Here is a 24,985-nt window from a genome sequence, read left to right as displayed (position 1 = left end):
CCTGACTGTTCACGAAAAGTGCCTGAAGTAGAAATCACTGTGCGCCAGCTCCTCGTATAGCCTGACCCGTTCCTCCATCCCCAGTTTGAGGATCTGGACCAGGGCCAGGGCCTGTTGACCATCGACGATGTGCATCCGCCCCACCAGATCCTCATCCGGCTCAAGGCAGTGTGCCGTCAGAGGGTCGGGCGCTTCCACATAGAGCAGGAAGGATTCGCAATCCTTGTCGTCCGGGTCCAGGGGTTGCATCACCACCTTGCCCAACCAGGCCAGGCGTGCCACCTGATTGAACTGGCGGATATCGAACTTCTTGCCCTTCCGGTAACGGTTGAGCTCGTTGCGGATATCACTGACCCGGTCAATCCTGACTTCTTTCATAAGCTTTAACTCTAGACTTATTCCAGAAAAGGTCAAGCCTCGCCGTCGTGGTCAAAGGTACCGATGTCCTCGCCGGCCATCTGGCGGCGCACGAATGCCACATCCCGATCCGACAGGGCAAACGGGAAGGACATGATGTCCGTGGGACTCGAATCCCCGTAGGGACGGTTGCAGGCCGAGATCTCGTCGTCGGAATGCCCGGGGCAACCGGAGGTCTGGAACGGGCGTCCGGAAGCAATCAGGGCCTCCAGTTCCTGCCGATCCAGGCCGAAATCGGTCACCTGCCCCTGCCCATTGAAGCGCATGTCCTGCACCCGCACCCCGCGGTAGTCGATCAGGAAACGGGCCAGCTGCACCCGCCGCCACTGGTCCCGGGGCACCGGCGACCAGTCCTCCATCAGGGAACCCTGTTCCGGGAAGAAGGCAAACAGATGATTGTGCCCACCCATGTCACGGATGCGCTGACAGACCGCCAGCATCTCCTGCTCCGTCTCCCCCATGCCGCAGATGAGATGGGCACCGAAACGCTCGGGGCCGTAGATCTCGGCGGCCCACTCCAGGGCCCGCCAGTAGGTGTCCCAGCGATGGGGGCTGTCCACCGCGGCGCCCCGGGTGCGCTCGAAGACCCCGGGCGTGACGGCGTCCAGGGCCACGGTGAAGATCTGGGCACCGATGTCCCGCAACCGCACCAGATCGGTACGGTCCATGGTGGTGGGATTGGACAGGATGGAGGCCGGGATGTGGGGCACCGCCTTCACCCATTTTTCCAGCAGGATCGCGGTGTCCTCGTCCGAATCCGGGTGGGTGATCATGGAAATGCACATGCGTTCGAAGCGTCCCTGATCGGCTCCGTTGCGGATGCGCTCGATCACGTCATCGTAACGGGCCGTGGGCCAGTCCACCCGGATGAAGTTGCGGTCGGCATAGTCGCGGGACTCCTCCCGATGCCGGGCAAGGCCGCAATAACTGCAATTGGCCCGGCAGCCTTCCGGATAGGTCACCAGCAGATTGAGACAATGGGTACAGCCGGTACGGTGCATCCAGCCCTTGACCAGCCCCAGGGTGATGGCGGCGGCGGTGGACATCTGCACGTATTCCGGGGAACGCATCCTGGGCGTCCGGAGGTAGGGATCGGGACGATAGAAGTTGACCGGGATGTCCCGGGTATCGGCGAGAGTGCTCATGTGAGTGTCCGCTCCTCGGAGGTCTGTGCGTGTATGTGTGCCTGATTCGCGGCCTGCAAATATTCCGGAAAGGCGATCCAGCCACGACGGTGGGGGGCGTCCTGATCCAGTGCCGATGCCCGCCAGGCGGCGATCAGTTCCCGCCGCCGGATCACGGCCCGGTCCAGGCCGGGCTGATAGAGGTCGCGGATCTCCTCGTCATACTCGGCCAGGGCCCCGTCCTCGCCCCGCAGGCAGGCCAACGCCGCCGCCCCGGCCCGCTCGCCGGAGATCACCGCCGGGGCGATGCCGCCGCCGGTGATCGGATGGGTCAGGCCCGCCGCATCGCCCACGAACAGCACCGCCCCATGGACCAGGGCCTCGCGCATGCCGCCCACGGGAATGGCCCCACCGGTACGACGCAGTATCTCCGGCCCGACCCGCCCTTCCCGCACCAGCGTCCGATGCAGGGCATCCAGGGGCGCCTTGAGATCCGGAGCCAGGCGCTTGTCGATCCCCAGGCCCAGATTGGCTTCCGTCCCCTTGGGAAAGAGCCAGGCATAACCCCCGGGATAGTCCCTGGACAGCCAGATGTCCGTCTCCTGATGGGCCTTGAGCAGCGGCACGGTGTACTGCCGGGTCTGTACCGTGGCCAGGGCCGGCAGCCCCAGATGGGCCGCCACCGGAGAATGGGGGCCATCCGCCGCCACCAGCACCCGGTAAGTGACGCCATGGGTTTCCTTCCCGCGCCGGATCCGGGCCACCCGCGCCGCCGGGTCCAGCCCCACCAGGGTCGCGCCGGTCCAGAGTCCGGCGCCGGCCTGTTCGGCCCGCCGGGCGATGGCCCGGTCAAAGGCCGCGCGGTGAATCATGATCCCGGGAAAGTCACTGTCGTGACGCATGCCCGAGGGCAGATAGGTGGTCATGCCGGTGATGGGCTGGCAGTACACCGACGCATCCCGGGCATGACGCCCCATGGGCAGGGGGATGAACTCGGCACACTGCACCGGCTCCCCCACCACGGCCCGACGGTCCACCGCCAGTACCCGGACACCGCCCTCGGCCGCGATCCGGGCGGCGCTGCCGCCACCGGGCCCCAGCCCCACCACCAGCACGTCAACCGGCGGCATGGGTCCCCGCCCTTGTCGATGCCGGGTCACGGGAGTCCAGGGCCTTGCGCAGGACCTGCAGGAAGTCCTCCCGGGAGAGCATCAGCATCTCCACCCGGTAGGCGTCGAAGAAACGATGAATGTTCGCTTCCAGCTCCGCCACCGGCGTCTCCTTGAGGGACGCCTCCAGATCCACCAGCATGCGGCGGGGATTCATGAAGAAGTCACCGGTGATCCAGACCTGGCGGATGATGTCCCGGGCCTCGTCCAGCATCACCCCGGCCCGCATGAGGCCGCCCGGACAGCGATGCACCGCCTCCAGCAGGGGCATGCCCCCCGCCGGGCGATGACGCTGGTAGACCCAGTCTTCGCTGTCGATCTCCGCCAGGGCCTGGGCAAAATGGGTCTGCTCCCGTGGGTTCAGGTCATCCGCCGGTACCAGATCCACCTGGAAGGCCTCGGCAAAGGCTTCGGCCAAGGCGGACTGGACCCGCGCCAGGGGCGGCGGCTCGCCCAGCAGCTCCCGCAGGTTCGTCACCCGCTCCCGGGCCGAGGCAATGGCCTTGTCGGAGAGTTTTTCCGCCGGGATGCGCAACACCCTCAGCATGCGTTCCACGTCGAAGTCGATGAGCAGGGTGCCCTGATACATGATGGAGTTGCCGTCGAAGGCCCCGCCGGTGCCGGAGATCTTGCGGCCGTCCACCTCGATGTCGTTGCGGGGACGGTAGCGGGCATCCACGCCCAGACGACGGATGCCGTCCGCCGCGGCCTCGCAGATGTGGCGGGCTATCTCCCCCATGTCGGCGGTGCCCAGAAAACGGCGATCCACGTACAGTTCCCAGCCGATCTGACCCGGATCGAAATAGATGGCACCACCGCCGGTGATGCGCCGCTGGATGTCGATGCCCTCGACCCGGCAGTGATCGACCCGCAACTCCTGCTCCACGTTCTGATGGAACCCCACCAGGGCGCAGGGCGTAAAGCGCAGAAAGCGCAGGGTATGGGGACTGTCTCCCGCCTGATGACATTCCAGCAGGGTCCGGTTCAAGGCCATGTTCTCGGCCGCCCGGCGCAGACCGGTGTCCAGGACTCTGAGATTGATCTTTTCCGACATCACTCCAACTCCCATTGCATGACCTTGATGTCCCCCCTCACCCCGGGGAGAGTGGCTTGGGATCATGAGCGCGCCATGGCGGCCGGTGCCTGGGCGACGACGGGGATGCCGGCCAGCCCGCGGGGCATCCGGCGCCGACGCTCATCCTCAAGGATGGCCTCCAGGTCCAATTCCAGACCGGCCCGTTCATCCCCCAGCACCTCCTCGCCCACGGCCATGGAACAGCAGGAGGGGATGACGCGGACCCGGTATCCCAGGCGGGCCGCCAGCTCCACGGTGCCTTCGGCCGGATGGGCCAGCCCGTTGATGCCCGCCATCACTGCATAACTGTCGATCATGGCCTTCACCTCGCCCGGGGGACGGGCACACCCCAGCAGCAGCGGTGTCCCCGGCAGGGCCTGACGGGCATCCAGGAAAAATCGACCCACCGCATCCGGATCCGGCGTCTCGAAAGGCCGTTTCGGATTGGCATGAAACGGCATCACCACCACCAGCACCACCGCATCGGGGGTATGACGCCGGAGCATGTCCAGGGCATGCCACTCCCCCAGAAAGCGTCCGTAATGCAGCCCCATGACGATATGAGGCACCACCTTCATGGGGGTCTTCACCAAGTGCTCCAGGGTGGCCTCGAAATCCTCCACCCTGCGTCGCAGGTGGTAGACCTGGGTGATGGTTTCCTGGGCACCGATCACATCCATCATGGCGGCATCGATGCCCGACTCGGCCATGCAGCGGGCGGCATCCTCGTCCACCAGGGCCGTGTGCAGCGCGATGCGAAATTGGGGAAATTCATCCTTGATGCGGCGAATGGTGTCGTAATAGGGGCCGTACTCCACCTCGTTGCGGTGGTTGGAGCCGCCGGTCAGCAGCATGCCCTGCCCTCCCGCCTCCACCAGCCGGTTCACCAGTGCCCACAGGGCGTCGGGAGAACGGGCGGGGATCATGGGTTCCAGCAACTTGGCCTTGCAGTGATCGCACTGCAGCTTGCAGTCGGCACCGGTGATGGACACCGCGGGCCAGGCATGGCCGGCGCAGCGGCTGATCTCGGTGGTCTGGTAGGACTTGAAGCTGGGGGTGTAGAAATCGATCCGGGCATCCGAGGCCAACCCATCGGCCGGATGCCGGGCCTGGAAACGACGCACCAGATCGGGATTCAGGGGCAGATCTTCCAGGGCCTCGATACGGGCGGCCAGCGGGTACCAGTCGGTCATGGGAATCCTTGCTTGACGGTGGTTCTGTCCAACCCCTCTCCCAGGGAGAGAGGGGCTTGGGTCGGCCGTCGCCGACGATCAGGCACAGCCCTTGAAGCCGTCCGCATCCATCTTGGCCTGGAAGGCCGCCAGGGCATCGGCGCCGGTCTTGAGGTCGACGGCGTCGGCATCCCAGTCGGCGGGCTTGATCTTCACCAGCCAGCCCTGACCGTAGGGGTCCTGATTGATCAGACCCGGACTGGCGGAAACGGCGTCATTGACGGCCACCACCTCGCCGCTGATCGGGGTCTTGGCGGGGCCCACCCACTTGCCGGACTCCACGGTGGCGCAGGACTTGTCCTTCTTCACGTCCTTGCCGGCCTTCTTCGGGGTGTAGGACACCACCTGACCCGCCAGGGAACAGGCATAGGCGGTCATGCCCACGGTCACGTTGCCGTCATCCTCCCTGCGTACCCAGACGTTGTTGTCGATGCTGTAGTGAAGTTCTTCCGGCAGATCACAGCCCTTGACTGCGCCCATGATGGTCTCCTTTTTCGATTATTTGAATATTACCTGTTTTAGTATATCCAGTATCCCGGCACCGGCGACGGCCTTGGGTGATGCAGGTCAAGGCCTGCCACGGTCAGAAGGTGATCAGCTTGTCGCAGCCCAGGATCAGGTCCGCCAGATCGCTGGCACGGGCCACATGGTCCACCTCGGGGATCAGGTCGGTATCCGGATTCATGTCGTAACCGGGCATGGCCGGCTCACAGACATGCAACACCACCCCGGCCCGTTTTGCGTCGCGGATGAAATCGATGATGAGGCGTCCGCCCTCCATGGCGCGCAGTGACTCCGCCACCCCCGACTGCATCAGCCTGACCCCCTCCATGGTGAAGAAGACATGCACCCGGGCATCCATGGAGGCCAGTACCGCCCCCAGATAGAAGGGGGTGGCACAGCGCGCAGGCGTGGATGGGCCGCTGGTCATGATGAAGACCACGGTCTGATCCGCCTCCACGTCCTCCAGGGTTGCCGACGGCGCCTGCCCCATGACACTCATCCCCGTCCGCAGTGGATGTCGTCCCGCTCGGCGCGGGCACGGTAACCTGCCCGCGCCGCCTCCCCGGTCACGAATCGCTCCAGGGCCTGGTCCAGGGGTTCATGCACCTCCACCTTGGCGATCCAGGCACCGAAAGGGTCCTGGTTCAGCAAGGCCGGGGTCGTCATCACCGCTTCGTTCACCGCCACGATGGTGCAGTCCACGAAATTGGGGATGGGTCCGGCCCACTTGCCGCTCTCGATGGTGGCCACCGGCTTGCCGGCGGGGCGACGGCTGCCCGGCCGGCGCACGCGCACATGCAGGATCTTGCCGGCGATGGCCTGGGACAGGTCGGTCATCCCGATGGTCAGGATGTTTCCGGACTCCCGACGCAGCCACACCTGATACTCGTCGTCGTAGTAAAGATCCGGATGAAATTCGCAGCCGTTGCACTCCATGAACCTTAAATGACCCCCTTGTCCTTCAGAAAACCGATGGAATCACTGACATTCTCGTGCACTCCCAGCTTGCGCGGCGACAACCCCAGGGACAGGCCCAGCAACTGGGTGAAGTAGACGATCTTCACATGGGTCTTGATACCAAACTCCGTCTCCGCGCGCACCTGATGCATCTCCAATCCCGAGTGACAGGTGGGGCATTCAGTGGCGATCACCTGGGCACCGGAATCCTCCGCCGCCTGCAACAGGTTCAGCACCAGCTGGGTGGAGGTATCGGAATCCGACAGGGTATGGGCACCGCCGCAACAGGCCGTCTTCAGCGGGAAATCCATGTTCTCGGCGCCGGCGGCCTCCAGCAGATCATCCATGAAGTGGGGCTTGTAGGTGGACTCGGAGCCGGGGCCCTGATCCTTCTCCGGAAAGATCTGCCGGGGCCGGGTGTACATGCAGCCGTAGTAGTTGGCGATGCGGATGCCGTTCAGGCTCTTCTTCATCCGCGCCTTGATGCCCTCCGGTCCCTTCTCCTCCATCAGCCACTCCAGCAGATGCACCGTGCGCACGTTCCCCTTGTACACCGGGTCACCCGCCTTGCGGGCCAGGTCCTGCACCGTTTCCATGGTCTTTTCGGAGGTGGTGGTTTCGTATTCGGCCTTCTTCAGGTTGTGGTAACAGCCATTGCAGGGGGCCATCACCGTGTCCAGCCCCATCTGTTCGGCGGCAATGGCCAGGTTACGGGCGGACAGATAGGTCTGCAGCATGGGATGGATGTTCTTCACTTCCATGGCGCCGCAACAGTTGTAGTCCTTGAGGTTGACCATCTCCATGTCCAGGGCCTTCACCAGCACCCGGGTGGACTTGTCGTAGGGGCCGGCGGAACCTTCCAGGGCACAGCCAGGATAGTATGCAACCTTAGCCATGGGTGGCCTCCTTCTGTTCACGCACATACTGCCGGAGCACCTCGCCGGTGCGTCCCCAGGAGCGGGTTCTGGGGGCAATGAGGACATTGCGCGCAAAGCGCATCCCCAGGCCTACCGGCAGATGCTGCATCAGACGCACGCCGAACACCCGCAGCCACTGGGGCACCAGGGGCTGACCGGTCTTCCTGAAGAAATTGAGCAGCACCAGGCTGTCCTCGATGCGGCCACGGGCATAGATCTGCTCGGTGAACTCCTCGTCAAAGACCCGGGACGGCGACTTGGGCATGTGACCCTCGTCCTCCAGCCAGTGGGCCAGGGCCTTCATCACCCCTTCCGGACGCACGTCCTTGGGGCAGATGCTGGTGCACTTGTTGCACGAGACGCACTGCCAGATGATGTCCTTGTCCTTGATGATTTCCTCCTTGAGCCCGGTGCGTACCGCATAGATCCAGTAACGGGGATTGAACTGCACGTTCTGGGCATACATGGTGCAGGAATTGGTACAGGAACCGCACTGCCAGCAGCGGTGCACGTTCTCCGCGCCGGGATAGCGCTGGATGACGGCCTCGAAGTCATCATCGTAATCGGTGATGGTCCGGGGCGTGATCATGGTGTTCCAGTGGCCGGACACATCCACGCCGTCCACCACCAGGGTTTCGTGGCGGAGCAGGCGCTCCGGTTCGATCAGGGATTTTTCATGTATCGCCATGCTTTTCTCCGCAACTCATCGCGCATCAGGGTCAGGCCGGGCCTGCCTAATGCCAAGTCTCTTGACCCGCGGCGGCCATTGCACCACGCCGCTCGTCGATACCCAGCAGTTTGACCACCAGCTCCATCGGATCCTGTCGGGCGCCGAAATCCCCCTGCAGGATGCCCAATCCCCCGGAGACGGAACGCACATAGTCCGCATAGGCCCGGGCCAGGATCAGATCCGTGATAAAAGGCAGATCCCGGTAGAAGCCGCTGGCGGTCAGATGTTCGGCAAACCACTGTCGCACCCCTTCCAGGGCCTCCGGTGTCAGCGCCAGGGGCAGGCTCTGCAGACTGTCACTGCCCGGCACGAACTCCCGCACGGCACCGCTCATGGTCCCGGTATCCCAGACCCAACGGGTCATCAGGGGGATTGTCTCCGGTGACCGAAAATGCAGCAGTTCCGCCGCCAGATCCCAGGCCGCCCGCCGCAACTTGCGCTCCGGCACCGGCAGACGGTCACAAAAGGCCTCCATGCGCCCGAGCAGGCGGCCCGGGCCGTAGACCAGTTCCAGCACGGCCTCGGCCAGGGCCGCCGGCGGCATCTCCCGCAGCACCGGCCCCAGTCGTCGCCGGGCGGGAAACACGCATTCCAGCAACAACAGGGGCACTTCCGCGGACAGGGATGCCGGACGGGCCTCGGGCAGGACACGGGCAAACAAGGCGTGCTTGCCGCCCAGGGCAGTGAGATAGCGCTCCACTCCCCCCCGCTCGCTCATGTCCTCCAACAGGGCCGCCAGCTTGCCGGCGACCACCTTCTCATCCAGGCGGATGGCCAGGGGCGCCGGGGTGATGGGCTGGGTCATGGGCATCTCAGCTCGCCTTGCGTGTCATGCCATGCAGGTCGGCAATGGCGCGGGCGCCGGCGGCCATGCCCTGAGAGATGGAGTCATCAATGGTCTCCGGCCCATAGGCGGCCCCGCAGGAATAGATGCCGGGACGGGTGGTGCCGCAGGTATTGGTGTAATGCTCGCCCCGTTCGATAAAGCCGTGCTGCTCCAGACCCACGCCGAACACCTTCGAAATCTCCGGATTGTCCATGTTGGGGTCCATGCCCACCGCATGCACCACCATGTCGAAGGGAATGACGATGGGCCGCTTCACCAGGGTGTCCTCCCCCTTGAGCAACAGGCGGCCGTCGGGCGCGGCGGTAACCTCGGCGATACGGGCCTTGACGAACTTGGTGCGGAATTCCTCCTGGGACTTCCAGTAGAAACGGTCCTCATAAAGACCGAAGGTGCGGATGTCCATGTAATAGATGAACACCTGGGTCTTGGGCGACAGCTCCTTGATCTCCATGGCCAGATTGGCCGAGACCGTACAGCAGATCTTGGAACACCACTCACGGCCGATCTGCCGGTCGCGGGAGCCCACGCACAGCAGGATGGCTACCCGCTCCGGTGTCCGCCCGTCGGAGGGACAGGCGATCTTGCCGGCGGTCACCATCTGCTCCACCTGGGTGGTGGTGACCACGTCCGGGAAGGTGCCGAACCCCCACTCGGGCTTGTTGACGGAATCAAAGTGGGTGAAGCCGGTGGCCAGCACCACGGCACCGGCCTTGACGCTCTTGCCGTTGCTCAGCTTGGCGGTGAACTTGCCCGCCTCCCCGTTGAGCTGCGTCACCTTGGTACCCTTGTGGATGGTGACATTACCGTCTTCCTCCACCCGCTTGACCATGCGCCCGATGGCGTCCTTGGCCCATTCGCCGGAGGGCACCAGACGGGCATAGCCGGAGATGATCGGGGCACCGCCCAGCACGTCTTCCTTTTCCACCAGCACGGCCTTGTAACCGGCACTGGCCACCTGGGCCGCCGCCGACAGGCCGGCGGGTCCCGCACCGACGATCAGAACGGTATCCTGCATCACGCATTCCCCCCATAAGCGAGTTCGGGTTTGTAGAGATATTCGATGTTGCCCTGCTCGACTTCCTTCAGATAGGCCTGGAAGTTCTTCTTGGCCTCGGACCAGGAGATCCCCATCTTCTCCACCAACTCCTCGCAGGGCGAGGCATGCCACTGGAGCTGCACGATCTTCAGGGGGTCCGCCCCGCAGGCCAGGGCGGCGAACTGCACCTCGGCCATGATGGGGATCTGGAAGTTCTGGTCATGGGCCTTGCCGATCCACTGGTTCTTGTCCATGGTGGTGACGCAGCCGGTGTCGTTGGCCAGCATGACATCGGCATTGGCCTCTTCCCGGGCCACCCGGATCTTGCGGTTCATGGTGAAGGAACGGGTGAACTCCCGCTCGGAGATGATGTGCCTGAAGCCGAAGCCGCAGCAGTCATACCAGGTGGAATAATCGATCACCTGGGCGCCCAGGGCCTGGGCCATGGAAGTGATGATGGCGGTGCGATTGCCGCCCAGGACATCGGCGTCGTAGACGGCATCCTCGTGGATCATCTTGTAGTAATGGCAGGCCACGTGGGCAGTGGTGCGGATGTGGGAGACATCGATCTTCTGCAGCTCCGAGGCGATGCGATGGCGCATCACGTGCACCCATTCCGAGTAATGGATGATCTCCTCGGGGATCACCAGCTTGCCGTCCACCAGTCGACCCAGCTTGTCCAGAATCTTCGTGACCTTCTCCCGCAGCTGGGGGGATTCGATCAGGTACTTGCGGATCTCCTTGTAATTGCCGAAGGAGGTGCCGCAGTGAACCAGGGGATAGAAGTGGCCCAGCCCGTGGCCGTGCTGCTTGCCGGACACATAGGACTGGTGGAAATTCCTCAGGAACACCGCCGCCAGGGACTCCACGTTGCCAATGCCGGAACCGTGATAGTTCCAGGCGGTACAGGAGGTCTGATCGGTCTCGTCCAGGTAATCCTTGCCGGGCACGAAGCCGAACTCGTTCATGAACCACAGCAGGGAGGTGGGATAGCCGGGGATGTTGCCGCACTGACCACAGGACTTGTGATGCCAGAGCTGTCGGGTGGGGATCTTCTTGTCCCAGCCGAACAGGGTCTTCACCCTCTTGGGCTCATGCTGGTCCTCCACCCGATGAATGATGATGTGACCTTCCTTTTCCAGTTCGTACATGTGTTCGCGCACGTCATCCATGCGGTCGCCCAGATCGACGGTGCGGCGATCCACATGCTTGCGCACCCAGTCGGTGGCCTTGACGGCCTCGTCCCGGGAGAGCTGGGTCTGCTGGAAGAAGGAGCCGTGGCCGGCCACGCCTTGGCCATCGGTATTGTGGAATCCGGGCTTCATGGCCCCGGGGCCGGCCCCTTCGGCGGTGGCATTGTGCCCGCCGGGGGTATGATCTTTCTTCTTGGAACTCATGTGTGCCACTCCTCTACTACGCTCGGCTTTGGTGCTCAGGCAAGGATCCGGCTCAGTCTTCTTCTTGTTCTTCGAGCCATTCCTCGTATTCCTCCCGCTTCTCGTCGATGAAGTCCTCGATCACGTCAAACAGGTTCTCGTCCATCAGTTCCAGGGATTTGAGTACCCCGGTCATCTCCCAGATGGTGTACATCTCCACCGAGGTCTTCAGGGAGATTTCCCAGGCGGTATCGGTGGTTTGCAGGGTCTTCATGGGGATGGCCTTGCGCAGGATGCGCAGGTCGCCGTCCACCTTCTGGATGTTCGGTCCCCAGTCGGGGAAGTGATCCGGCTGGATCATGTCCGGAGAGAGCTGGTTGCCGGTGGTGATGAGCTTGAGCATCACCCGACCGAAGGGCCGCAGCACGTCCTTGGCGGATTGCATCTCATGCTTGATGGCCACCTCCCGCATGATGGCCACCAGGCCACCGGGGGAGTTCTTGAAGGGACAGCGCGCGGCGCAGGTCATGCACTGGGCACAGGCCCAGATCTTCTCCTGCATGGCGTCGTACACCTGCTCCACGTTCTCGGTCCACAGGAGTTGGACGATCTCCCGGGGGCTGTAGTCGTAGAACTGGGCCGATGGACAGGTGGCGGTGCAGATCCCGCAGTTCAGACACCCGTTGAGCTCGTGGTCATAGCGAAAGTCGCTGCGGATATCATCGTATATCTGCTGCATTTCGGCGTAAGTTGCCATGGCGTACCTCGTCTTTCATTGCCCGGGGAGATATCCTTACACCCAAGCAAATTTGTCAACTATTAGCGTTCAGCGAGTGTAGTTCATTTTCCGGGTACGGAGAGGCCGGCAGCCGCTAGATGAAAAGGCAGATGTCGGACTCGCCCGCAAACTCAAAGAAAGTGGCGGCACCGCCGTATTCCACGCCGTCGATGAAGTCGTCCCGCGACATGTCGAACAGATCCACCGTCATCTGACAGGCGATCATCTTCACCTCCGCCTCCTGGCACATCTCGCGCAGTTCTTCCACGCTGGCCACACCCTTGGACTTCATCTTCTGCTTCATCATGTGGGTCATCATGCCCTGCATGCCGGGCAGGGCCTGCAGCAGGACCGGCATGGGCATCGGCATGGGCATGCCGGGATTGCCCAGGGAGGTCACTTTCAGATCGGGTTTCTTCTTGAGCAGTTGCAGGCCGTAAAAGGTGAAGAACACCTGCACCTGGTAGCCCAGGGCGGCCGCGGTGGAAGCCAGGATGAAAGGCGGATAGGCCCAGTCCAGGGTTCCCTTGGTGGCAATGATGGCCAGCTTCTTCTCGGACACGTGGCATCCCCTCCGTTATGCCTTTGACGATGATCTGCCCGGGGTGTGCGTCCTGCCGCGGCCATGGCGCGGCAGGACGGCTCCCCGGATCAGGATTTGCGCATCAAGAAGAGGAACTTGCCGCCCTCTTCCCGGTGTTCCAGCAGTTCATTACCGGTCTGTTTGGCAAAGGCCTCGAAGTCCTTCACGGAGCCCGGGTCGGTGGCGATGATCCGCAACACCTGACCGCTGTCCATGGAGGCCAGGGATTTCTTGGCACGCAGGATGGGCAGGGGGCAGTTCAGCCCGGAGGCATCCAGTTCCTGGTCAAAATCGGACATCTCGATTTTCTCCTCGTCTATCAAGTGGTCTGGGGGCATCTTCGCCGGCAACCCGCGAGGTCCCGCCGGCGCCCACCCCGATCATCTCACGAAATTTCCCGTCATCGGACAGGGGAAACTTCAGTATTTTTTATCCGCCTACCAGAACAACTTGGGGAAGCCGCCATTCCCACCCAACCTCGTCACTCCCGCGAAAGCGGGAGTCCAGCACCTATGCTCCGTCACTGGATTCCCGTTTTCACGGGAATAACCGGCCCGGGCGGTCCCTTGACATGACATCCGGCACCAGTCTTCCTTATTTGCTTATTCTCAATAACAATATAGCGATATTCTTCTGAACGTCCAGCTTATGCGGAAAGAAGGATATGAGAACGATTCCCACAGCCAATGAACGAAGAATCAGGGCCGCTGTCTCACCGGGAACACGCATGATACTGTTCCCATTACCGGCCCGGCCGTCCCAAGCGGAGGAACCCTCATCGTGGACAAGAAGCATTTTGCCGCCGATACCCAGTATGCTGTCACGCTGCGTGACGAACATCGGCGCTTGCGCCCCGCCAACCTTTACGTGCATCGGCTCTTCGATGACAGCATGATCGTGCGTCGGACCGACGGCCCCCAATCAGGGCAGTTGTTCAAGATCCGCTACGAGGATGTGGTTCGGATTGCGCGAACCATCCCGGTGGACCAGTCCAGGCGCTTCATGCTGCCGGAGGCCATGCTTATGCCGAAACTATGGGAAAACCGCACCACCATGAATGCCTACGCCTCGGCCCCCGGCCTGGGCAAGTAGCCGGCGCAAGCCCCGCATCCAACCGACCGGTACCCGGCCGTCAGCCGGGTACCGGTGTCCTGCGCGGATTCCTGACCCTTGGGCTCTGCCTGTTGCTGGCCGTCGCCAGCCCGCTCCAGGCAGGCATCAACCTGCCGGAAATCGGAGATCCCTCCTCCGCCCTGCTGTCCCCCTCCCAGGAACAGCAACTGGGCCGCACCCTGCTGCGGGAGGTGCGCCGCACCCTGCCCCTGAGCAAGGACCCGGTCCTTCTGGGCTATGTGGAAGCCCTGGGACAGCGACTGGTCTCCAGCGCCCCGGACGCCCACCCCAACTTCACCTTCCTGGTGGTGGAAGACCCCCGCATCAATGCCTTCGCCATGCCCGGGGGCATCATCGGCATCAACACCGGGCTGATCGACGCCGCCCGCAATGAAGGCGAGCTGGCCGCGGTCATCGCCCACGAAATCGCCCACGTCACCCAGCGTCACATCGCCCGTGCCTATGCAGGCAGCACCCGTATCGACCTGGCCACGGGGCTGGCCATCCTGGCCGGCATCATCGCCAGCGCCTACGCCCCGGAAGTGGGCCAGGCGGCCATCATCGGCGGCATGGCCGGCGGTGCCCAGGCCCGGATCAACTTCACCCGGGCCAACGAACAGGAGGCGGACCGGATCGGCATCGGCATTCTGGCCGCGGCCGACTACGACCCCCAGGCCATGCCCGGCTTCTTCGAACGCATGCTCCAGCTCAGCGGCGGTGCCGGCGAGGCAGTGCCCGAGTACCTGCGCACCCACCCGGTGACCAGCAACCGCATCACCGACAGCCGCCTGCGGGCCGATCAATACAGCGGGGACTTTCGCACCGACTCCCAGGCCTTTCGCATGATCCTTGCCCGGGTCCAGGCCCTGCAGGACCCGGCCCGGGTCATCGACCTCCATACCCGTGACCGGAGCGGCGACCCGCAGGATGCCGCCAGGCGCTACGGCTACGCCATCGCGCTCATCCAGCGCGGCCAGACCGAACAGGCCCTGCAGGCGCTCCAGGGTATTTCAGGACAGGACGGCGCGGACCTGTATCTGGAACTGGCCCGGGCCGAGGCCCACATGGCGGCCAGGCCCACCAACCACCAGGCGGCCCTTCAGATTCTGGAAAGACTGAACGATATCTACCCCAGACACCTGCCGGTCACCCAGACCTACGTGCAGGCACTGATCGGCGCCGGAGACCACACCCGGGCCATGCAAGTGGCCGACGGCCTGCTGTCGGCCGATGCCAAGGCGCCCGAGTTGCTGCGTCTCAAGGCCGATGCCGCCTCGCGCCTGGGCCGGCAGGCGGTCAGTCATGAAAGCATGGCGGAATATTATTTCCATCACGGCCAGTATCGTGAGACCGTCAGGCAACTGGACATGGCCCTGACCGCCCAGGATCTAACCCCCCATGTGGAGGAGCGGGTCAGGAGCAAACGTGCCATCGCGTTGCGGTTTTTGGACGATCGCTGAGCCGGAGCCAGGTATTGACCGACATCAACCCGCCTATATAACTAAAAATTACTTGTAAAAAAGATTTAGTTAGGTAGGCTGTAACCCCAGAGAGCCCGCGGCCATACCCCGAGCCGAAACCGGGCATCTCCAACCATGAGACGTGAGAGAGTGGAGGAGACCGCATGAACAGCAAGCGTCGAGTGTTTCTCAAGGGCACCCTCGCGGCAGGCACCGTGGGTGTCGCCGTGGGTGCCAGCCTGCTGACCCCCAGTACCGTCCTCGCCGACTGGCCCAAGGCCGCTTTCCAAGCCAATTCCCTGAGTGATGCGCTCAAGTCCGCCCTGGGTTCGGACAGCCACAGCAGCGGCGACATCACCATCCGGGCACCGGATATCGCCGAAAACGGCGCCGTGGTCCCGATCACCGTGGAATCCACGCTGTCCGGCGTTACTGACATTGCCATCCTGGCGGTTGCCAACAACGCGCCCCTGACCTCCAGCTACAAGCTGGGCGAAGGCACCAAGGCCTTCGTTGCCACCCGCATCAAGATGGGTGAAACCTCCGATATCGTCGCGGTACTCAAGGCCAACGGCCAGCTCTACAGCGGCACCAAGGAGGTCAAGGTCACCATCGGCGGCTGCGGCGGCTAAGCAAGGCAAGCCCCCGGCAACCGAGGCATCAAGGCGAATTCGCAGGAGAAAGCACCATGTCCAGCATCCGAGTCCGAGCCCAGATCGAAGGCGGCGTCACCAATGTGCGTGCCCTCATCAGTCACCCCATGGAAACCGGCCAGCGCCGGGACCAGGGCGGCAACACCATTCCCGCCCATTTCATCACCGAGGTCAAGGCCGAGTGCAACGGCAAGCATGTACTGACCGCCAACTGGGGTCCCGCCATTTCCCGTAACCCTTATCTGTCCTTCCAGTTCGAAGGGGCCGCCGCCGGCGACACCCTGAAGCTTTCCTGGGTGGACAACAAGGGTGATTCGGACACCACCGAAGTCCGCATCAGCTGATCCAAAGAAGATCAGTCATCAGTAGAACGGAAGTACGCAGGAGGTTTGTCGCGCCAAGGGTCCCGGTTAGACCGTGACCACCACCAAAGAGGAATACAGAGACCAGACCCGGGTGACCGGCACAGGTCCAGGCAGGAACACATAAAACGACACCTGCCAGATTCAGCAAGCCCGGTAAAAGCCGGGCTTTCTTTTGGCCGGGATCCGCCGGCCCGCGTTCAATCATCGTGTGAGGAGAAGGCATGAACCTGACCCGCAGAGAATTTCTCCAGGTACTGAGTGCCGCCGGCATGGCCGGATTCGCCCTGTCCGCCTGCGGTCGTGGCAACGGCAACGGCGCTACCCTGCCCCGCCCGGATGCCACCGGCAGTCCCTATGAGCTGCGCCCCTACGGCAATGTCTCGCTGCTGCACTACACCGACTGCCACGGCCAGTTGCTGCCCGTGTACTTTCGCGAGCCCCACGTCAACCTGGGCATCGGCGAAATGCAGGGCCGCCCACCTCACCTGGTGGGCCGGCATCTGCTGAACCACTACGGCCTGGAACACCCCAACCTCTGGTCCCATGCCTATACTCACCTGGATTTTGTCCACCTGGCGGAGCAGTACGGCCGCGTGGGCGGATTTGCCCACCTGGCCACCCTGGTCAAGCACATCCGCGCCCAGCGCCCCGGTGCCCTGCTCCTGGACGGCGGTGACACCTGGGGTGGCGGTTCCGGCACCGGCGTCTGGACCCATGCCCAGGACATGGTGGACGCCCAACTACTGCTGGGCGTGGACATCATGACCGGTCACTGGGAATACACCTTCGGCGCCGACCGGGTACAGGAAATCCTGCGGAACGACTTTGCCGGACGCATCGACTTCGTGGCCCAGAACGTGGTGGACGTGGACTGGGAGGAGCGAGTCTTCAAGCCCTATGTGATCCGCGAGATCAACGGCGTCAACGTGGCAGTGATCGGCCAGGCCTTCCCCTACACCCCCATCGCCAATCCCAGGCACTTGATGCCGGAGTGGTCCTTCGGCATCCGGCATCGGGAGATGCAGGAAAGTGTCGATCAGGCCCGTGCCGAAGGCGCCGAGGTGGTGGTGGTGCTGTCCCACAACGGCATGGACGTGGACATCAAGATGGCCGGACTGGTCAACGGCATCGATGCCATCATGGGCGGTCACACCCATGATGCGGTCCCGGCCCCCCTGGAAGTCAGAACCCCCGCCGGCGGCACCTGCCTGGTCACCAATGGCGGCTCCAACGGCAAATTCCTCGCCGTCCTGGACCTGAACTTCGCCAACGGCCGGATCGAGGGATACCGTTACCATCTGCTGCCGGTGTTCGCCAACCTGATCGACCCCGACCCGGAGATGAGCCGATACATCGAAGACCTGCGCCATCGCACCGTCACCTTCGACGGCGAGACCTTCCGCATGGCGGACAAGCTGGGCGAGGCGCTGGCGGTCAGCGACGACCTGCTCTACCGCCGCGGCAACTTCAACGGCACCTTCGACCAACTCATCTGCGATGCCCTGATGGAACAGGTGGACGCCCAGATCTCGTTTTCTCCCGGCTTCCGCTGGGGCACCACCGTCCTGCCGGGCATGCCCATCACCTTCGAGCATGTGATGGACCAGACCGGACTCACCTACCCGGCGGTGACCCGCAATGAAATGCGCGGCGAGATGATCAAGACCATCCTTGAAGACGTAGCCGACAACCTGTTCAACAAGGATCCGTTCTACCAGCAGGGCGGCGACATGGTGCGCGTGGGCGGACTGCGCTATGCCATCGACCCCACCCGGGACATCGGCGAACGCATCACGGCCATGGAACTGGACGGCAAGCCCATCGACCCGAACGGCACCTATGTGGTGGCGGGCTGGGCCAGCGTGCAGGAACAGCCGATGGGAGACACCGGCCGCAAGATCTGGGACGTGGTAGCCGATTATCTGCGGGACCACCAAACCGTACGCATCACCGACCTCAACGAGCCGGTGCTCAAGGGCGTGGACGGCAATCCCGGTATTGCCGCGTAAAACATCAAACCTTGAATCGCCCCACCAGGTTCTGCAAATCCGCCGCCAGCCTGGCCAGCTCGTCGCTGGCCAGGGCAATCTGATCGGAACCGGATGAAGTCTGCTCCACGGCCTGGGCAATATTGGTGATATTGCGGTTGATCTCCTCGGTCACGGCCGACTGCTCCTCGGCGGCACTGGCGATCTGGGCATTCATGTCATTGATATTGTTGACGGCGCCGCTGATGACCTTGAGCGACTCACCGGCACGGGCGGCCTGGGTCACGCTCTGACGCGCCCTGCCCCGGCCTTCCTCCATGGCTTTCACCGCGCCGGAGGCGCCCGACTGCAGTCGCTCGATCATGGCCTGGATCTCCGTGGTGGAGGTCTGGGTCCGGCTGGCCAGGGTTCTCACTTCATCGGCCACCACCGCAAATCCCCTGCCCTGCTCACCGGCCCGGGCGGCCTCGATGGCGGCATTCAGGGCCAGCAGATTGGTCTGTTCGGCAATGCCCCGAATCACTTCCAGCACCTTGCCGATATCGTCACTGTCCTCGGACAGCCGGGTAATCACCTGGGAGGCATTCTCCACCTCCCTGGCCAGCGCCTCGATGGCACGGATCGTCTCCTTGACCTCCTTCTCACCCTCGGCGGCTTCCCGACGCGTGGAAGCCGCCGCATGCGCCGCCTCGGAAGCGTTGCGGGAGACCTCGTGCACCGTGGCCGTCATCTGGTTCATGGCCGTGGCCACCTGATCGGTTTCGGAGTGCTGGCGCCGAACCTGCTCGCGGGTGGCCTCCGTGGTACTGGATAACTCCTCGGCCGCCGCCGCCAGCTGGCTGGACGCCGCGCTTGCCTGCCGGACCAGTTCGCGGATCTTGCCGACAAATTCGTTGAAGGCCCTGGCCAACTCGGACAGCTCATCCCGCCCTCGGGCATCCAGTTGTCGCGTCAGATCTCCCTCCCCCCGGGAAATGTCGTGGAGGGCATTGGACAACTGGAGGATGGGACCGACAATAACCCGGGCCAGAAGAATGGCCACGACCACTCCGACCGCCACCAGCAACAAGATACCCATCACCAGGCGGGTCACCATCTGGTTCACGCCCTGACTGACGATGGCATCGATCTGCTGTCGCGGAATGCCCAGGAACAGGATGCCGATGACCTGATTGGAGGCGTCCTTGATCGGCTCATAGACCGTGAGATGGGATACGCCGAGGATCTGGGCCTCACCGATGTAGCGCTGCCCTGCCGAAACAGGCACAAAGGCCGAACTGGCCTCTCCCAATTGGGTGCCCACGGCGCGACGCCCATCGGGCAGGCGGATACTGGTGGTCACCCGAGTGAAGTCCCTGCCGTCCCGGGCAAATACCGTTGCCAGCACACCCAGCTCCTGCCCCAGCCTGTCCACCACCTCGAAACGGTCATTGATCGGCCTGCCCTGGGCATCCACCAGTTTCCCGTCCACCAGTCGCAGCGTGCCCCACTCGCCGGCGACGTAATTTCCCGCCGACCAGATGTCACCTTCGATCTTCATCCTCAAGGTATGGTCCACCAATACGTGGCCCATGCGTCCAGCCCCCTGACTGGCGATGAGCAAGCTGGCCACACCGATCAGGATCAGCAGGGTCACGGTGACGGCGATCAAGCGCGTGCGGATGGTCAGGTGATTCCACATGGTGTCGGCCCTTGAAAGGCGAGAGTCAGGAAGATTCAGACTGTCACTGGATTCCCACTTGCGTGGGAACGATGCATTCACAGGCATCCCATCCCGGTGCGGTAAACCGCGTACCACCGTCAGTACACGCGCACAGCCACCATTCCGAGACCGGCACTCCCAACATTAAGCCGGTATCTGAATGAGCATGATTCTTTTAATAACAATTAAAATCAATGAGTTGAGATTTCAAACCAAAGATCCCTGATCCACCACTTTAATAATGATTCTAAATTTTACACCCGGTTTCCGCGCGTACAATGCCGCTTGGTGGTGATTATTCCGCATCCGTCGGATAAGCCCTTTCCAAACCTGTATCGGCCTTGCCGGCAAACGCTGAAATATAGGCATAGCAGGTATGGGCGTCCTCGGCCAGTTCCAGCAGGCTGATGGTGCGGCGCTGCCACTGGCTGAAATCCAGTTCCCCCGCGGATCGGGACATGTCCTGGAAGCCCATGCTCCAGTCCGAAAACACCCTTGAACGTATCTCCCCCTCCGCCACGATGCGAACATCCTCATGCCGGGGATCCAGACGGATCCGTGCCATCGTCGCATCCACCTGCGCCCTGGGCCCCTCCAACATCTGCATGAACTGGCCATCCTGATAAATCAGAAATCCGGTCACGCCGGAGCGGGCATTGGCGGTGCGCGCGGTTCGCAAAATCGCCTGCAGGGAATCGCCATCCAGCGGCTCGACGGTACGACTGACATACAGCACGAAACTTTCCTCGCCCTGATCCTCCCCATGATCAAAATCAGACTGTGCATCCATCAGGCGCACGAAATCCTCCGGCTTCATGGGGGCGTGAAACAGATATCCCTGAAACAACCCGCATCCCCCGTTGAGCAGTTCCAGATGCTGCCCCTGGGTCTCCACCCCTTCCGCCACCAGGGTCAACCCCAGCGACCGTCCCAGGCCGATGACGGCCCTGACCACCGCGCGGCTCTCATGACGGGTTTCGATCCCATCCACGAAGGCACGGTCAATCTTCAGAATGCTGACCGGCAGACGCGTCAGCTGAGCCAAAGAGGAATACCCCGTGCCGAAATCATCCACGGCCAGGCGCAGCCCCAGATCCGCCAGCCGGCGAAGCACCAGAAGATTGGCGTCGATATCCGCCATCAATGCCGTCTCCGTCACCTCCAGCACAATACGGGACGGATCGGCCTCGGTTTCCCGCAGCACGCGAGACATGTCATCCACCAGAGACTCGTCACTCAACTGGCGGGCGGAGAGGTTGACCGAGACATACGGTGCGTGCGTTCCCCAACGACGGCGCCACTCCACTTCGGCCAGGCATCCGGCCCGAAACACCCAAAGGCCGATGGGCAAAATGGCACCGCTCATCTCGGCGATGGGGATGAAGACGGCCGGAGACACTTCCCCCTGGGGAGGAAACCAGCGCAGCAGCAGTTCAGCCCCGACAATCCGCCCGCGATCCGAAGACAGGATGGGCTGGAAGCGGGCCTGCAATTCCTGATTCTCGATGGCACCCCGCAACCCCAGGGTCACGTTCAGCCGCTGCAAGGCCTGGTGATGCTGATAGTCATTGAAAAATTGCCAACCGTCGCGCCCTTTCTGCTTGAGGGCATGCAACGCCGTCTCCGCGCAGCGCATGACATCATCGGCACTGTGAGTGCTGCCCTGCCCCGTCGCCACCCCGATGCTGGCGGTCACGATCACCGGCACTCCGTTGACCTCGAACGGCTGGCGCATGGCCTCGTTGAGGCGCTCGGCAAGACCGGCGATGGCCGCCGGCTGACCCACCTGCTCCGCCAGGATCGCAAACTCATCTCCGGCCAGGCGGGCCACCGTATCGCCGGGACGGACCTGTTCCAGCAAACGTCGAGTCACCGCCATCAGCAACGCATCACCGGTCTGCCGGTCATGACTGTCATTGATCAGCTTGAACCCATCCAGCCCCAGATGCAGCAGGGCGACGTTCAGACCATGGCGGCGGGAGCGTGCCAGGGCGTTACTCAGGCGCTCATGCATCAGGGCACGGTTGGGCAAGCCGGTGAGGACGTCATGGGTGGCGCGCCAGAGCAGTTCCTTCTCCGCCTGCTTGCGCGCCGAGATATCCAGCACGGTCACCACCAGATTCCAGGCGCCTTGCTGATGGAACTTGGCAATGGAAGCCTCCAGGGACAGGAAACTGCCATCCTTGTGATATCCGGTGATTTCCGACCGCTCCGCCATCCGCCGCTCATCTTCCGGGCCTTCGAGGAATCGCCGGTAAAACAGCGCATGACGTTCCCGCAGGTGCGGCGGCACCAGCAGATGCACGGACTGCCCGATCAGTTCGCCGTCCTCATAGCCGAACAGTTCACAGGCCCGCCGGTTGACGTGGGTCAGGATTCCCTGCGCATCCGCCGTCAGGATCGCGATATCCGCCCAGGCCAGGATGTGCCGGGCCAACCCGCCCACTGCCCGATCAACCGTCTCGGTGGTCTTGAACGCACCGAGCGGAGTCCGCGGCGGCAAACCGGGTACCGGGGAAGAGGACCGATAGCGTTCAGGAATCTCCGGGGGAATGGGACCGAAGCTTTCAATGATGCTGAAACCACCGTTACCATTGCTGCGTGCCAGATAGGCGTTGATCTCGGCATGTCGCAGTACCGGGTCCATACTCACTTGCCCCTGAGGTGCCGATACCCGCACACGGGCAAGGGCTGAACACAATGCATCCGTCGCGCACGTGCCGGCTTGCCGGACGGCCTGGGCAAACGCCTGCACACAGACATGGGTGCCTTCGCCGAAATGGGTGAGGACACCATTACCCCGAGGCCAGATACCGGTCATGCCCGGCAGCCCGGACAGACGCCGGAGAACGTCGCGGTTGGCCAGGGTATCCACCGACATGAAATAACTGTTGACGACATGGATTCCCTGGCGCGCTTCCCGGGACAACTGACCGGCCATGACCTCATCGAAATGGCTGGTAGCCAGGGCCATGCGCCGGTTCAGCCCGAGGGCGGCACAGCGGCGGAACACCCTGACCTGATCCCAACCGGAAAAATAGGGTACGAACACATCGGCACCGGATCGACCGACCTGCTCCAGCAGGATCGCCAGATCCTGTTCACTCGCCTCAAAGGGCAAGTACTCCTCCCCCACCACGTCTCCCCCCAGGGCGAGCAAAGACCGCTTGGCGGCATCGATGGAACCCCGGGGCCATTCGTAGTTATTGCCGGCAAAAAACATCTTCACGCCATGACGCCGGGCCATGAATGGAATCATGGGCTCGATCTGCTGATTGGGTAGGGCGGAAAAACTGAAGAAGAAGGGCTCGTGAATGCTGCCCTCATAGAAGGAAAAATTCAGCAGGGGCACGCGCCGGGCCGTGGCCACCTGGGTGGCCACGGCAATGCGGGAATTGGACAGGAGATTACCGATCATGGCCGCGCAGCCATGCTCGTCCACCAGGCGCTGGGCTGCGGGCACCGCCGTTTCGGGCTGACTGCCGTCATCCTCGACCACCAGCGCCAGGGGACGCCCCAGAAGGCCGCCGCTTTCGTTGACCTCGTCCACGGCCATTCGGGCGGCCCGGCAGATTTCCTCGCCATAAAGACCGGCAATCCCGGTCAGAGGGGCCATCAGACCTAGACGGATGGGACCAGAGACAGATAGGGACATGGCGGATATACCAGGTAACGCGCCATCAAGGCATCAGCACGTCAATGATAACTGATTCTGCCGACATTACCCGCCCCAGCCCCGGCTCGACCTTGACTCCCCCGGGTCAGAACCTACACTCGGTAAAAGGTCAAGCTCCGAGGTGGGTCATGACGGCTGCATGCCACGTCGATCTGGCCGACCGGTTCCGGCGCCTTCATCTGGTGGGAGACTCGCCGCCCTTTCGCACTTTGCTGAAGGCGATAGAGCAGGTCATGCATTCGGACATACCGGTCCTGATCCAAGGGGAGACAGGGACCGGCAAGGAACTGGTCGCCCGAGCCCTGCATTACCTTGGGCCACGCAGAGGCGCTGGATTCATCCCCATGAATTGCGGCGCCCTGCCGACCGATCTAGTGGAATCCGAACTCTTCGGCCACGAACGGGGCGCTTTCACCGGCGCACATCAACGCCGGCCGGGGCTGGTGGAACTGGCTCGCCACGGGACCCTGTTCCTGGACGAGGTCGACGCCCTGGACTTGCGCGCACAGGTCAGTCTGCTGCGCTTTCTGCAAAACCAGGAATACCGGCTGGTGGGCGGACGGGAGTTTCGCCATGCGGATGTCAGGATCATCGCTGCCAGCAACCGTTCTCTGAGTGGCCAGATCCAGGATAATCAGTTCAGGGAGGACCTTTATTACCGGCTCAACCTGCTCACCCTGTGCGTTCCCCCCCTGCGCGAACGAGGTGACGACATCCTGCTTCTGGCAAACTATTTCCTGGCCCATTTCGATGCCCAGTACGATCGAGGCAGCCGCGGCATTACCTCCGAGGGGATCGAGTGGCTCAAGAATCATGCATGGCCCGGCAACGTACGGGAACTGGAAAATGCCATGCATCGTGCCAGCCTGCTGTGTCTTGAAGGCCCGATTCACCTTGAAGCCCTCTGCTTCAGCAACCCGACGGCACTGCCCACCGGTGCCGCAACCCCGGCCACAAGCCATGACAGCCCGATACCCTTCACCCAGGCCAAAAAGCAGGCGATCGATCGCTTTGAAAAAGGCTATCTGCAGGTGATGCTGCGACGGGCAGGGGGGAACGTCACCCTGGCGGCACGGATGGCCGGCAAGGAGCGAAGGGCATTTGGCAAGCTGCTCAAGAAACACGGTATCCGTGGCGACCGGGTCAAGATCGCCCCAGAGGGTTGAGTTCGACCCAAGGGAAATGACGGTGAACCGGCCTGTACACTCACGGTGCGCCACTCCCCCGGGGAGTCAGGGCCGCAACGAAACTGGTGTGGCTGTTGCTTGCTTTCAAAGCCCATG

Annotated in this window: 24 protein-coding genes; 6 read left to right on the top strand and 18 right to left on the bottom strand. The window is 63.0% G+C overall.

The genetic code is table 11. The annotated features are described in order from the left end of the window. Nucleotides 1-9: 9 nt before the first annotated feature. The 16 genes from LQD11_RS01080 to LQD11_RS01005 form a co-directional block, all read right to left on the bottom strand. Nucleotides 10-378 carry a hypothetical protein gene (locus LQD11_RS01080; RefSeq protein WP_238615864.1) on the bottom strand — a complete coding sequence of 123 codons (369 nt, stop codon included), beginning with the start codon at nucleotides 376-378 and terminating at the stop codon, nucleotides 10-12. A 32-nt stretch (nucleotides 379-410) separates the two neighbouring features. Then, entirely contained in the window at nucleotides 411-1,562 is a 1,152-nt protein-coding gene (locus LQD11_RS01075) for a radical SAM protein (RefSeq protein WP_238615863.1), read from the bottom strand. Continuing rightward, on the bottom strand, nucleotides 1,559-2,671 hold the full coding sequence (locus LQD11_RS01070) for a geranylgeranyl reductase family protein (RefSeq protein WP_238615862.1): 1,113 nt from the start codon (nucleotides 2,669-2,671) through the stop codon (nucleotides 1,559-1,561). Before LQD11_RS01070 ends, LQD11_RS01075 begins: the two co-directional genes overlap by 4 nt. After that, nucleotides 2,658-3,764, bottom strand: coding sequence for a lipoate--protein ligase family protein (locus LQD11_RS01065; RefSeq protein WP_238615861.1), 1,107 nt, complete (start codon nucleotides 3,762-3,764; stop codon nucleotides 2,658-2,660). Before LQD11_RS01065 ends, LQD11_RS01070 begins: the two co-directional genes overlap by 14 nt. Before the next feature lie 62 nt (nucleotides 3,765-3,826). Further along, nucleotides 3,827-4,978, bottom strand: coding sequence for a radical SAM protein (locus tag LQD11_RS01060; protein ID WP_008932753.1), 1,152 nt, complete (start codon nucleotides 4,976-4,978; stop codon nucleotides 3,827-3,829). A 78-nt stretch (nucleotides 4,979-5,056) separates the two neighbouring features. Beyond that, entirely contained in the window at nucleotides 5,057-5,497 is a 441-nt protein-coding gene (gcvH, locus tag LQD11_RS01055; protein WP_008932752.1) for a glycine cleavage system protein GcvH, read from the bottom strand. 103 nt (nucleotides 5,498-5,600) lie between these two features. Then, a complete protein-coding gene (locus LQD11_RS01050) occupies nucleotides 5,601-6,011 on the bottom strand; it encodes a DsrE family protein (protein WP_238615860.1) in 411 nt (136 codons plus the stop codon). A gap of 5 nt (nucleotides 6,012-6,016) precedes the next feature. Beyond that, entirely contained in the window at nucleotides 6,017-6,457 is a 441-nt protein-coding gene (locus tag LQD11_RS01045) for a biotin/lipoyl attachment domain-containing protein (protein ID WP_008932750.1), read from the bottom strand. A gap of 5 nt (nucleotides 6,458-6,462) precedes the next feature. Further along, the gene (locus LQD11_RS01040; RefSeq protein ID WP_238615859.1) at nucleotides 6,463-7,374 is read right to left on the bottom strand and encodes a CoB--CoM heterodisulfide reductase iron-sulfur subunit B family protein; all 912 of its coding nucleotides are present in this window, start codon (nucleotides 7,372-7,374) and stop codon (nucleotides 6,463-6,465) included. Then, complete coding sequence (locus LQD11_RS01035; RefSeq protein ID WP_238615858.1) at nucleotides 7,367-8,083, bottom strand: 4Fe-4S dicluster domain-containing protein; 717 nt, start codon at nucleotides 8,081-8,083, stop codon at nucleotides 7,367-7,369. The genes LQD11_RS01040 and LQD11_RS01035 overlap by 8 nt, the downstream gene beginning before the upstream one ends. A gap of 46 nt (nucleotides 8,084-8,129) precedes the next feature. After that, nucleotides 8,130-8,930 carry a hypothetical protein gene (locus LQD11_RS01030; RefSeq protein WP_238615857.1) on the bottom strand — a complete coding sequence of 267 codons (801 nt, stop codon included), beginning with the start codon at nucleotides 8,928-8,930 and terminating at the stop codon, nucleotides 8,130-8,132. Between the two features lie 7 nt (nucleotides 8,931-8,937). Next, a complete protein-coding gene (locus tag LQD11_RS01025) occupies nucleotides 8,938-9,987 on the bottom strand; it encodes a CoB--CoM heterodisulfide reductase iron-sulfur subunit A family protein (protein ID WP_238615856.1) in 1,050 nt (349 codons plus the stop codon). Then, complete coding sequence (locus LQD11_RS01020; RefSeq protein ID WP_238615855.1) at nucleotides 9,987-11,405, bottom strand: heterodisulfide reductase-related iron-sulfur binding cluster; 1,419 nt, start codon at nucleotides 11,403-11,405, stop codon at nucleotides 9,987-9,989. The genes LQD11_RS01025 and LQD11_RS01020 overlap by 1 nt, the downstream gene beginning before the upstream one ends. A 52-nt stretch (nucleotides 11,406-11,457) precedes the next feature. After that, the gene (locus tag LQD11_RS01015; protein WP_238616139.1) at nucleotides 11,458-12,123 is read right to left on the bottom strand and encodes a 4Fe-4S dicluster domain-containing protein; all 666 of its coding nucleotides are present in this window, start codon (nucleotides 12,121-12,123) and stop codon (nucleotides 11,458-11,460) included. Between the two features lie 133 nt (nucleotides 12,124-12,256). Continuing rightward, nucleotides 12,257-12,724: a sulfur carrier protein DsrE2 gene (dsrE2, locus tag LQD11_RS01010; protein ID WP_008932743.1), complete on the bottom strand. Its 468-nt coding sequence runs from the start codon at nucleotides 12,722-12,724 to the stop codon at nucleotides 12,257-12,259. Nucleotides 12,725-12,813: 89 nt separating this feature from the next. After that, entirely contained in the window at nucleotides 12,814-13,044 is a 231-nt protein-coding gene (locus LQD11_RS01005; protein WP_008932742.1) for a sulfurtransferase TusA family protein, read from the bottom strand. A 481-nt stretch (nucleotides 13,045-13,525) separates the two neighbouring features. Here LQD11_RS01005 and LQD11_RS01000 point away from each other — a divergent pair, with 481 nt between their 5' ends. The 5 genes from LQD11_RS01000 (at nucleotide 13,526) to soxB (ending at nucleotide 18,345) form a co-directional block, all read left to right on the top strand. After that, complete coding sequence (locus tag LQD11_RS01000) at nucleotides 13,526-13,837, top strand: hypothetical protein (protein WP_008932740.1); 312 nt, start codon at nucleotides 13,526-13,528, stop codon at nucleotides 13,835-13,837. Between the two features lie 92 nt (nucleotides 13,838-13,929). After that, nucleotides 13,930-15,318: a M48 family metalloprotease gene (locus LQD11_RS00995; RefSeq protein ID WP_238615854.1), complete on the top strand. Its 1,389-nt coding sequence runs from the start codon at nucleotides 13,930-13,932 to the stop codon at nucleotides 15,316-15,318. A 164-nt stretch (nucleotides 15,319-15,482) separates the two neighbouring features. Continuing rightward, a complete protein-coding gene (soxY, locus tag LQD11_RS00990; RefSeq protein WP_238615853.1) occupies nucleotides 15,483-15,950 on the top strand; it encodes a thiosulfate oxidation carrier protein SoxY in 468 nt (155 codons plus the stop codon). A gap of 56 nt (nucleotides 15,951-16,006) precedes the next feature. Next, nucleotides 16,007-16,315, top strand: coding sequence for a thiosulfate oxidation carrier complex protein SoxZ (gene soxZ / locus LQD11_RS00985; protein WP_238615852.1), 309 nt, complete (start codon nucleotides 16,007-16,009; stop codon nucleotides 16,313-16,315). 242 nt (nucleotides 16,316-16,557) lie between these two features. After that, nucleotides 16,558-18,345, top strand: a complete 1,788-nt coding sequence (soxB, locus tag LQD11_RS00980; RefSeq protein WP_238615851.1) for a thiosulfohydrolase SoxB — start codon at nucleotides 16,558-16,560, stop codon at nucleotides 18,343-18,345. Between the two features lie 4 nt (nucleotides 18,346-18,349). On the opposite strand, the gene LQD11_RS00975 is transcribed toward soxB, so the two are convergent. Together LQD11_RS00975 and LQD11_RS00970 are read right to left on the bottom strand one after the other, a co-directional pair. Then, the gene (locus tag LQD11_RS00975; protein ID WP_238615850.1) at nucleotides 18,350-20,005 is read right to left on the bottom strand and encodes a methyl-accepting chemotaxis protein; all 1,656 of its coding nucleotides are present in this window, start codon (nucleotides 20,003-20,005) and stop codon (nucleotides 18,350-18,352) included. A 316-nt stretch (nucleotides 20,006-20,321) separates the two neighbouring features. Further along, on the bottom strand, nucleotides 20,322-23,681 hold the full coding sequence (locus tag LQD11_RS00970; RefSeq protein WP_276315642.1) for an EAL domain-containing protein: 3,360 nt from the start codon (nucleotides 23,679-23,681) through the stop codon (nucleotides 20,322-20,324). 149 nt (nucleotides 23,682-23,830) lie between these two features. On the opposite strand from LQD11_RS00970, the gene LQD11_RS00965 reads away from it, so the two are divergent. Then, nucleotides 23,831-24,868: a sigma-54 interaction domain-containing protein gene (locus LQD11_RS00965; protein ID WP_238615848.1), complete on the top strand. Its 1,038-nt coding sequence runs from the start codon at nucleotides 23,831-23,833 to the stop codon at nucleotides 24,866-24,868. Nucleotides 24,869-24,985: the final 117 nt, after the last annotated feature.

This window comes from Ectothiorhodospira shaposhnikovii (genome assembly GCF_022227765.1).
Taxonomy (GTDB): Bacteria; Pseudomonadota; Gammaproteobacteria; order Ectothiorhodospirales; family Ectothiorhodospiraceae; genus Ectothiorhodospira.
Note: the sequence above shows the minus strand (reverse complement) of the source record. Positions and strands in the feature narration are given on the sequence as shown.

Bases quoted from the DNA above. Each gene is read 5' to 3' on its own strand.
- LQD11_RS01080 (WP_238615864.1), bottom strand. From the start codon at position 378: ATGAAAGAAGTCAGGATTGACCGGGTCAGTGATATCCGCAACGAGCTC.
- LQD11_RS01075 (WP_238615863.1), bottom strand. From the start codon at position 1,562: ATGAGCACTCTCGCCGATACCCGGGACATCCCGGTCAACTTCTATCGT.
- LQD11_RS01070 (WP_238615862.1), bottom strand. From the start codon at position 2,671: ATGCCGCCGGTTGACGTGCTGGTGGTGGGGCTGGGGCCCGGTGGCGGC.
- LQD11_RS01065 (WP_238615861.1), bottom strand. From the start codon at position 3,764: ATGTCGGAAAAGATCAATCTCAGAGTCCTGGACACCGGTCTGCGCCGG.
- LQD11_RS01060 (WP_008932753.1), bottom strand. From the start codon at position 4,978: ATGACCGACTGGTACCCGCTGGCCGCCCGTATCGAGGCCCTGGAAGAT.
- gcvH (WP_008932752.1), bottom strand. From the start codon at position 5,497: ATGGGCGCAGTCAAGGGCTGTGATCTGCCGGAAGAACTTCACTACAGC.
- LQD11_RS01050 (WP_238615860.1), bottom strand. From the start codon at position 6,011: ATGGGGCAGGCGCCGTCGGCAACCCTGGAGGACGTGGAGGCGGATCAG.
- LQD11_RS01045 (WP_008932750.1), bottom strand. From the start codon at position 6,457: ATGGAGTGCAACGGCTGCGAATTTCATCCGGATCTTTACTACGACGAC.
- LQD11_RS01040 (WP_238615859.1), bottom strand. From the start codon at position 7,374: ATGGCTAAGGTTGCATACTATCCTGGCTGTGCCCTGGAAGGTTCCGCC.
- LQD11_RS01035 (WP_238615858.1), bottom strand. From the start codon at position 8,083: ATGGCGATACATGAAAAATCCCTGATCGAACCGGAGCGCCTGCTCCGC.
- LQD11_RS01030 (WP_238615857.1), bottom strand. From the start codon at position 8,930: ATGACCCAGCCCATCACCCCGGCGCCCCTGGCCATCCGCCTGGATGAG.
- LQD11_RS01025 (WP_238615856.1), bottom strand. From the start codon at position 9,987: ATGCAGGATACCGTTCTGATCGTCGGTGCGGGACCCGCCGGCCTGTCG.
- LQD11_RS01020 (WP_238615855.1), bottom strand. From the start codon at position 11,405: ATGAGTTCCAAGAAGAAAGATCATACCCCCGGCGGGCACAATGCCACC.
- LQD11_RS01015 (WP_238616139.1), bottom strand. From the start codon at position 12,123: ATGCAGCAGATATACGATGATATCCGCAGCGACTTTCGCTATGACCAC.
- LQD11_RS01005 (WP_008932742.1), bottom strand. From the start codon at position 13,044: ATGTCCGATTTTGACCAGGAACTGGATGCCTCCGGGCTGAACTGCCCC.
- soxY (WP_238615853.1), top strand. From the start codon at position 15,483: ATGAACAGCAAGCGTCGAGTGTTTCTCAAGGGCACCCTCGCGGCAGGC.
- soxZ (WP_238615852.1), top strand. From the start codon at position 16,007: ATGTCCAGCATCCGAGTCCGAGCCCAGATCGAAGGCGGCGTCACCAAT.
- soxB (WP_238615851.1), top strand. From the start codon at position 16,558: ATGAACCTGACCCGCAGAGAATTTCTCCAGGTACTGAGTGCCGCCGGC.
- LQD11_RS00975 (WP_238615850.1), bottom strand. From the start codon at position 20,005: ATGTGGAATCACCTGACCATCCGCACGCGCTTGATCGCCGTCACCGTG.
- LQD11_RS00970 (WP_276315642.1), bottom strand. From the start codon at position 23,681: ATGTCCCTATCTGTCTCTGGTCCCATCCGTCTAGGTCTGATGGCCCCT.
- LQD11_RS00965 (WP_238615848.1), top strand. From the start codon at position 23,831: ATGACGGCTGCATGCCACGTCGATCTGGCCGACCGGTTCCGGCGCCTT.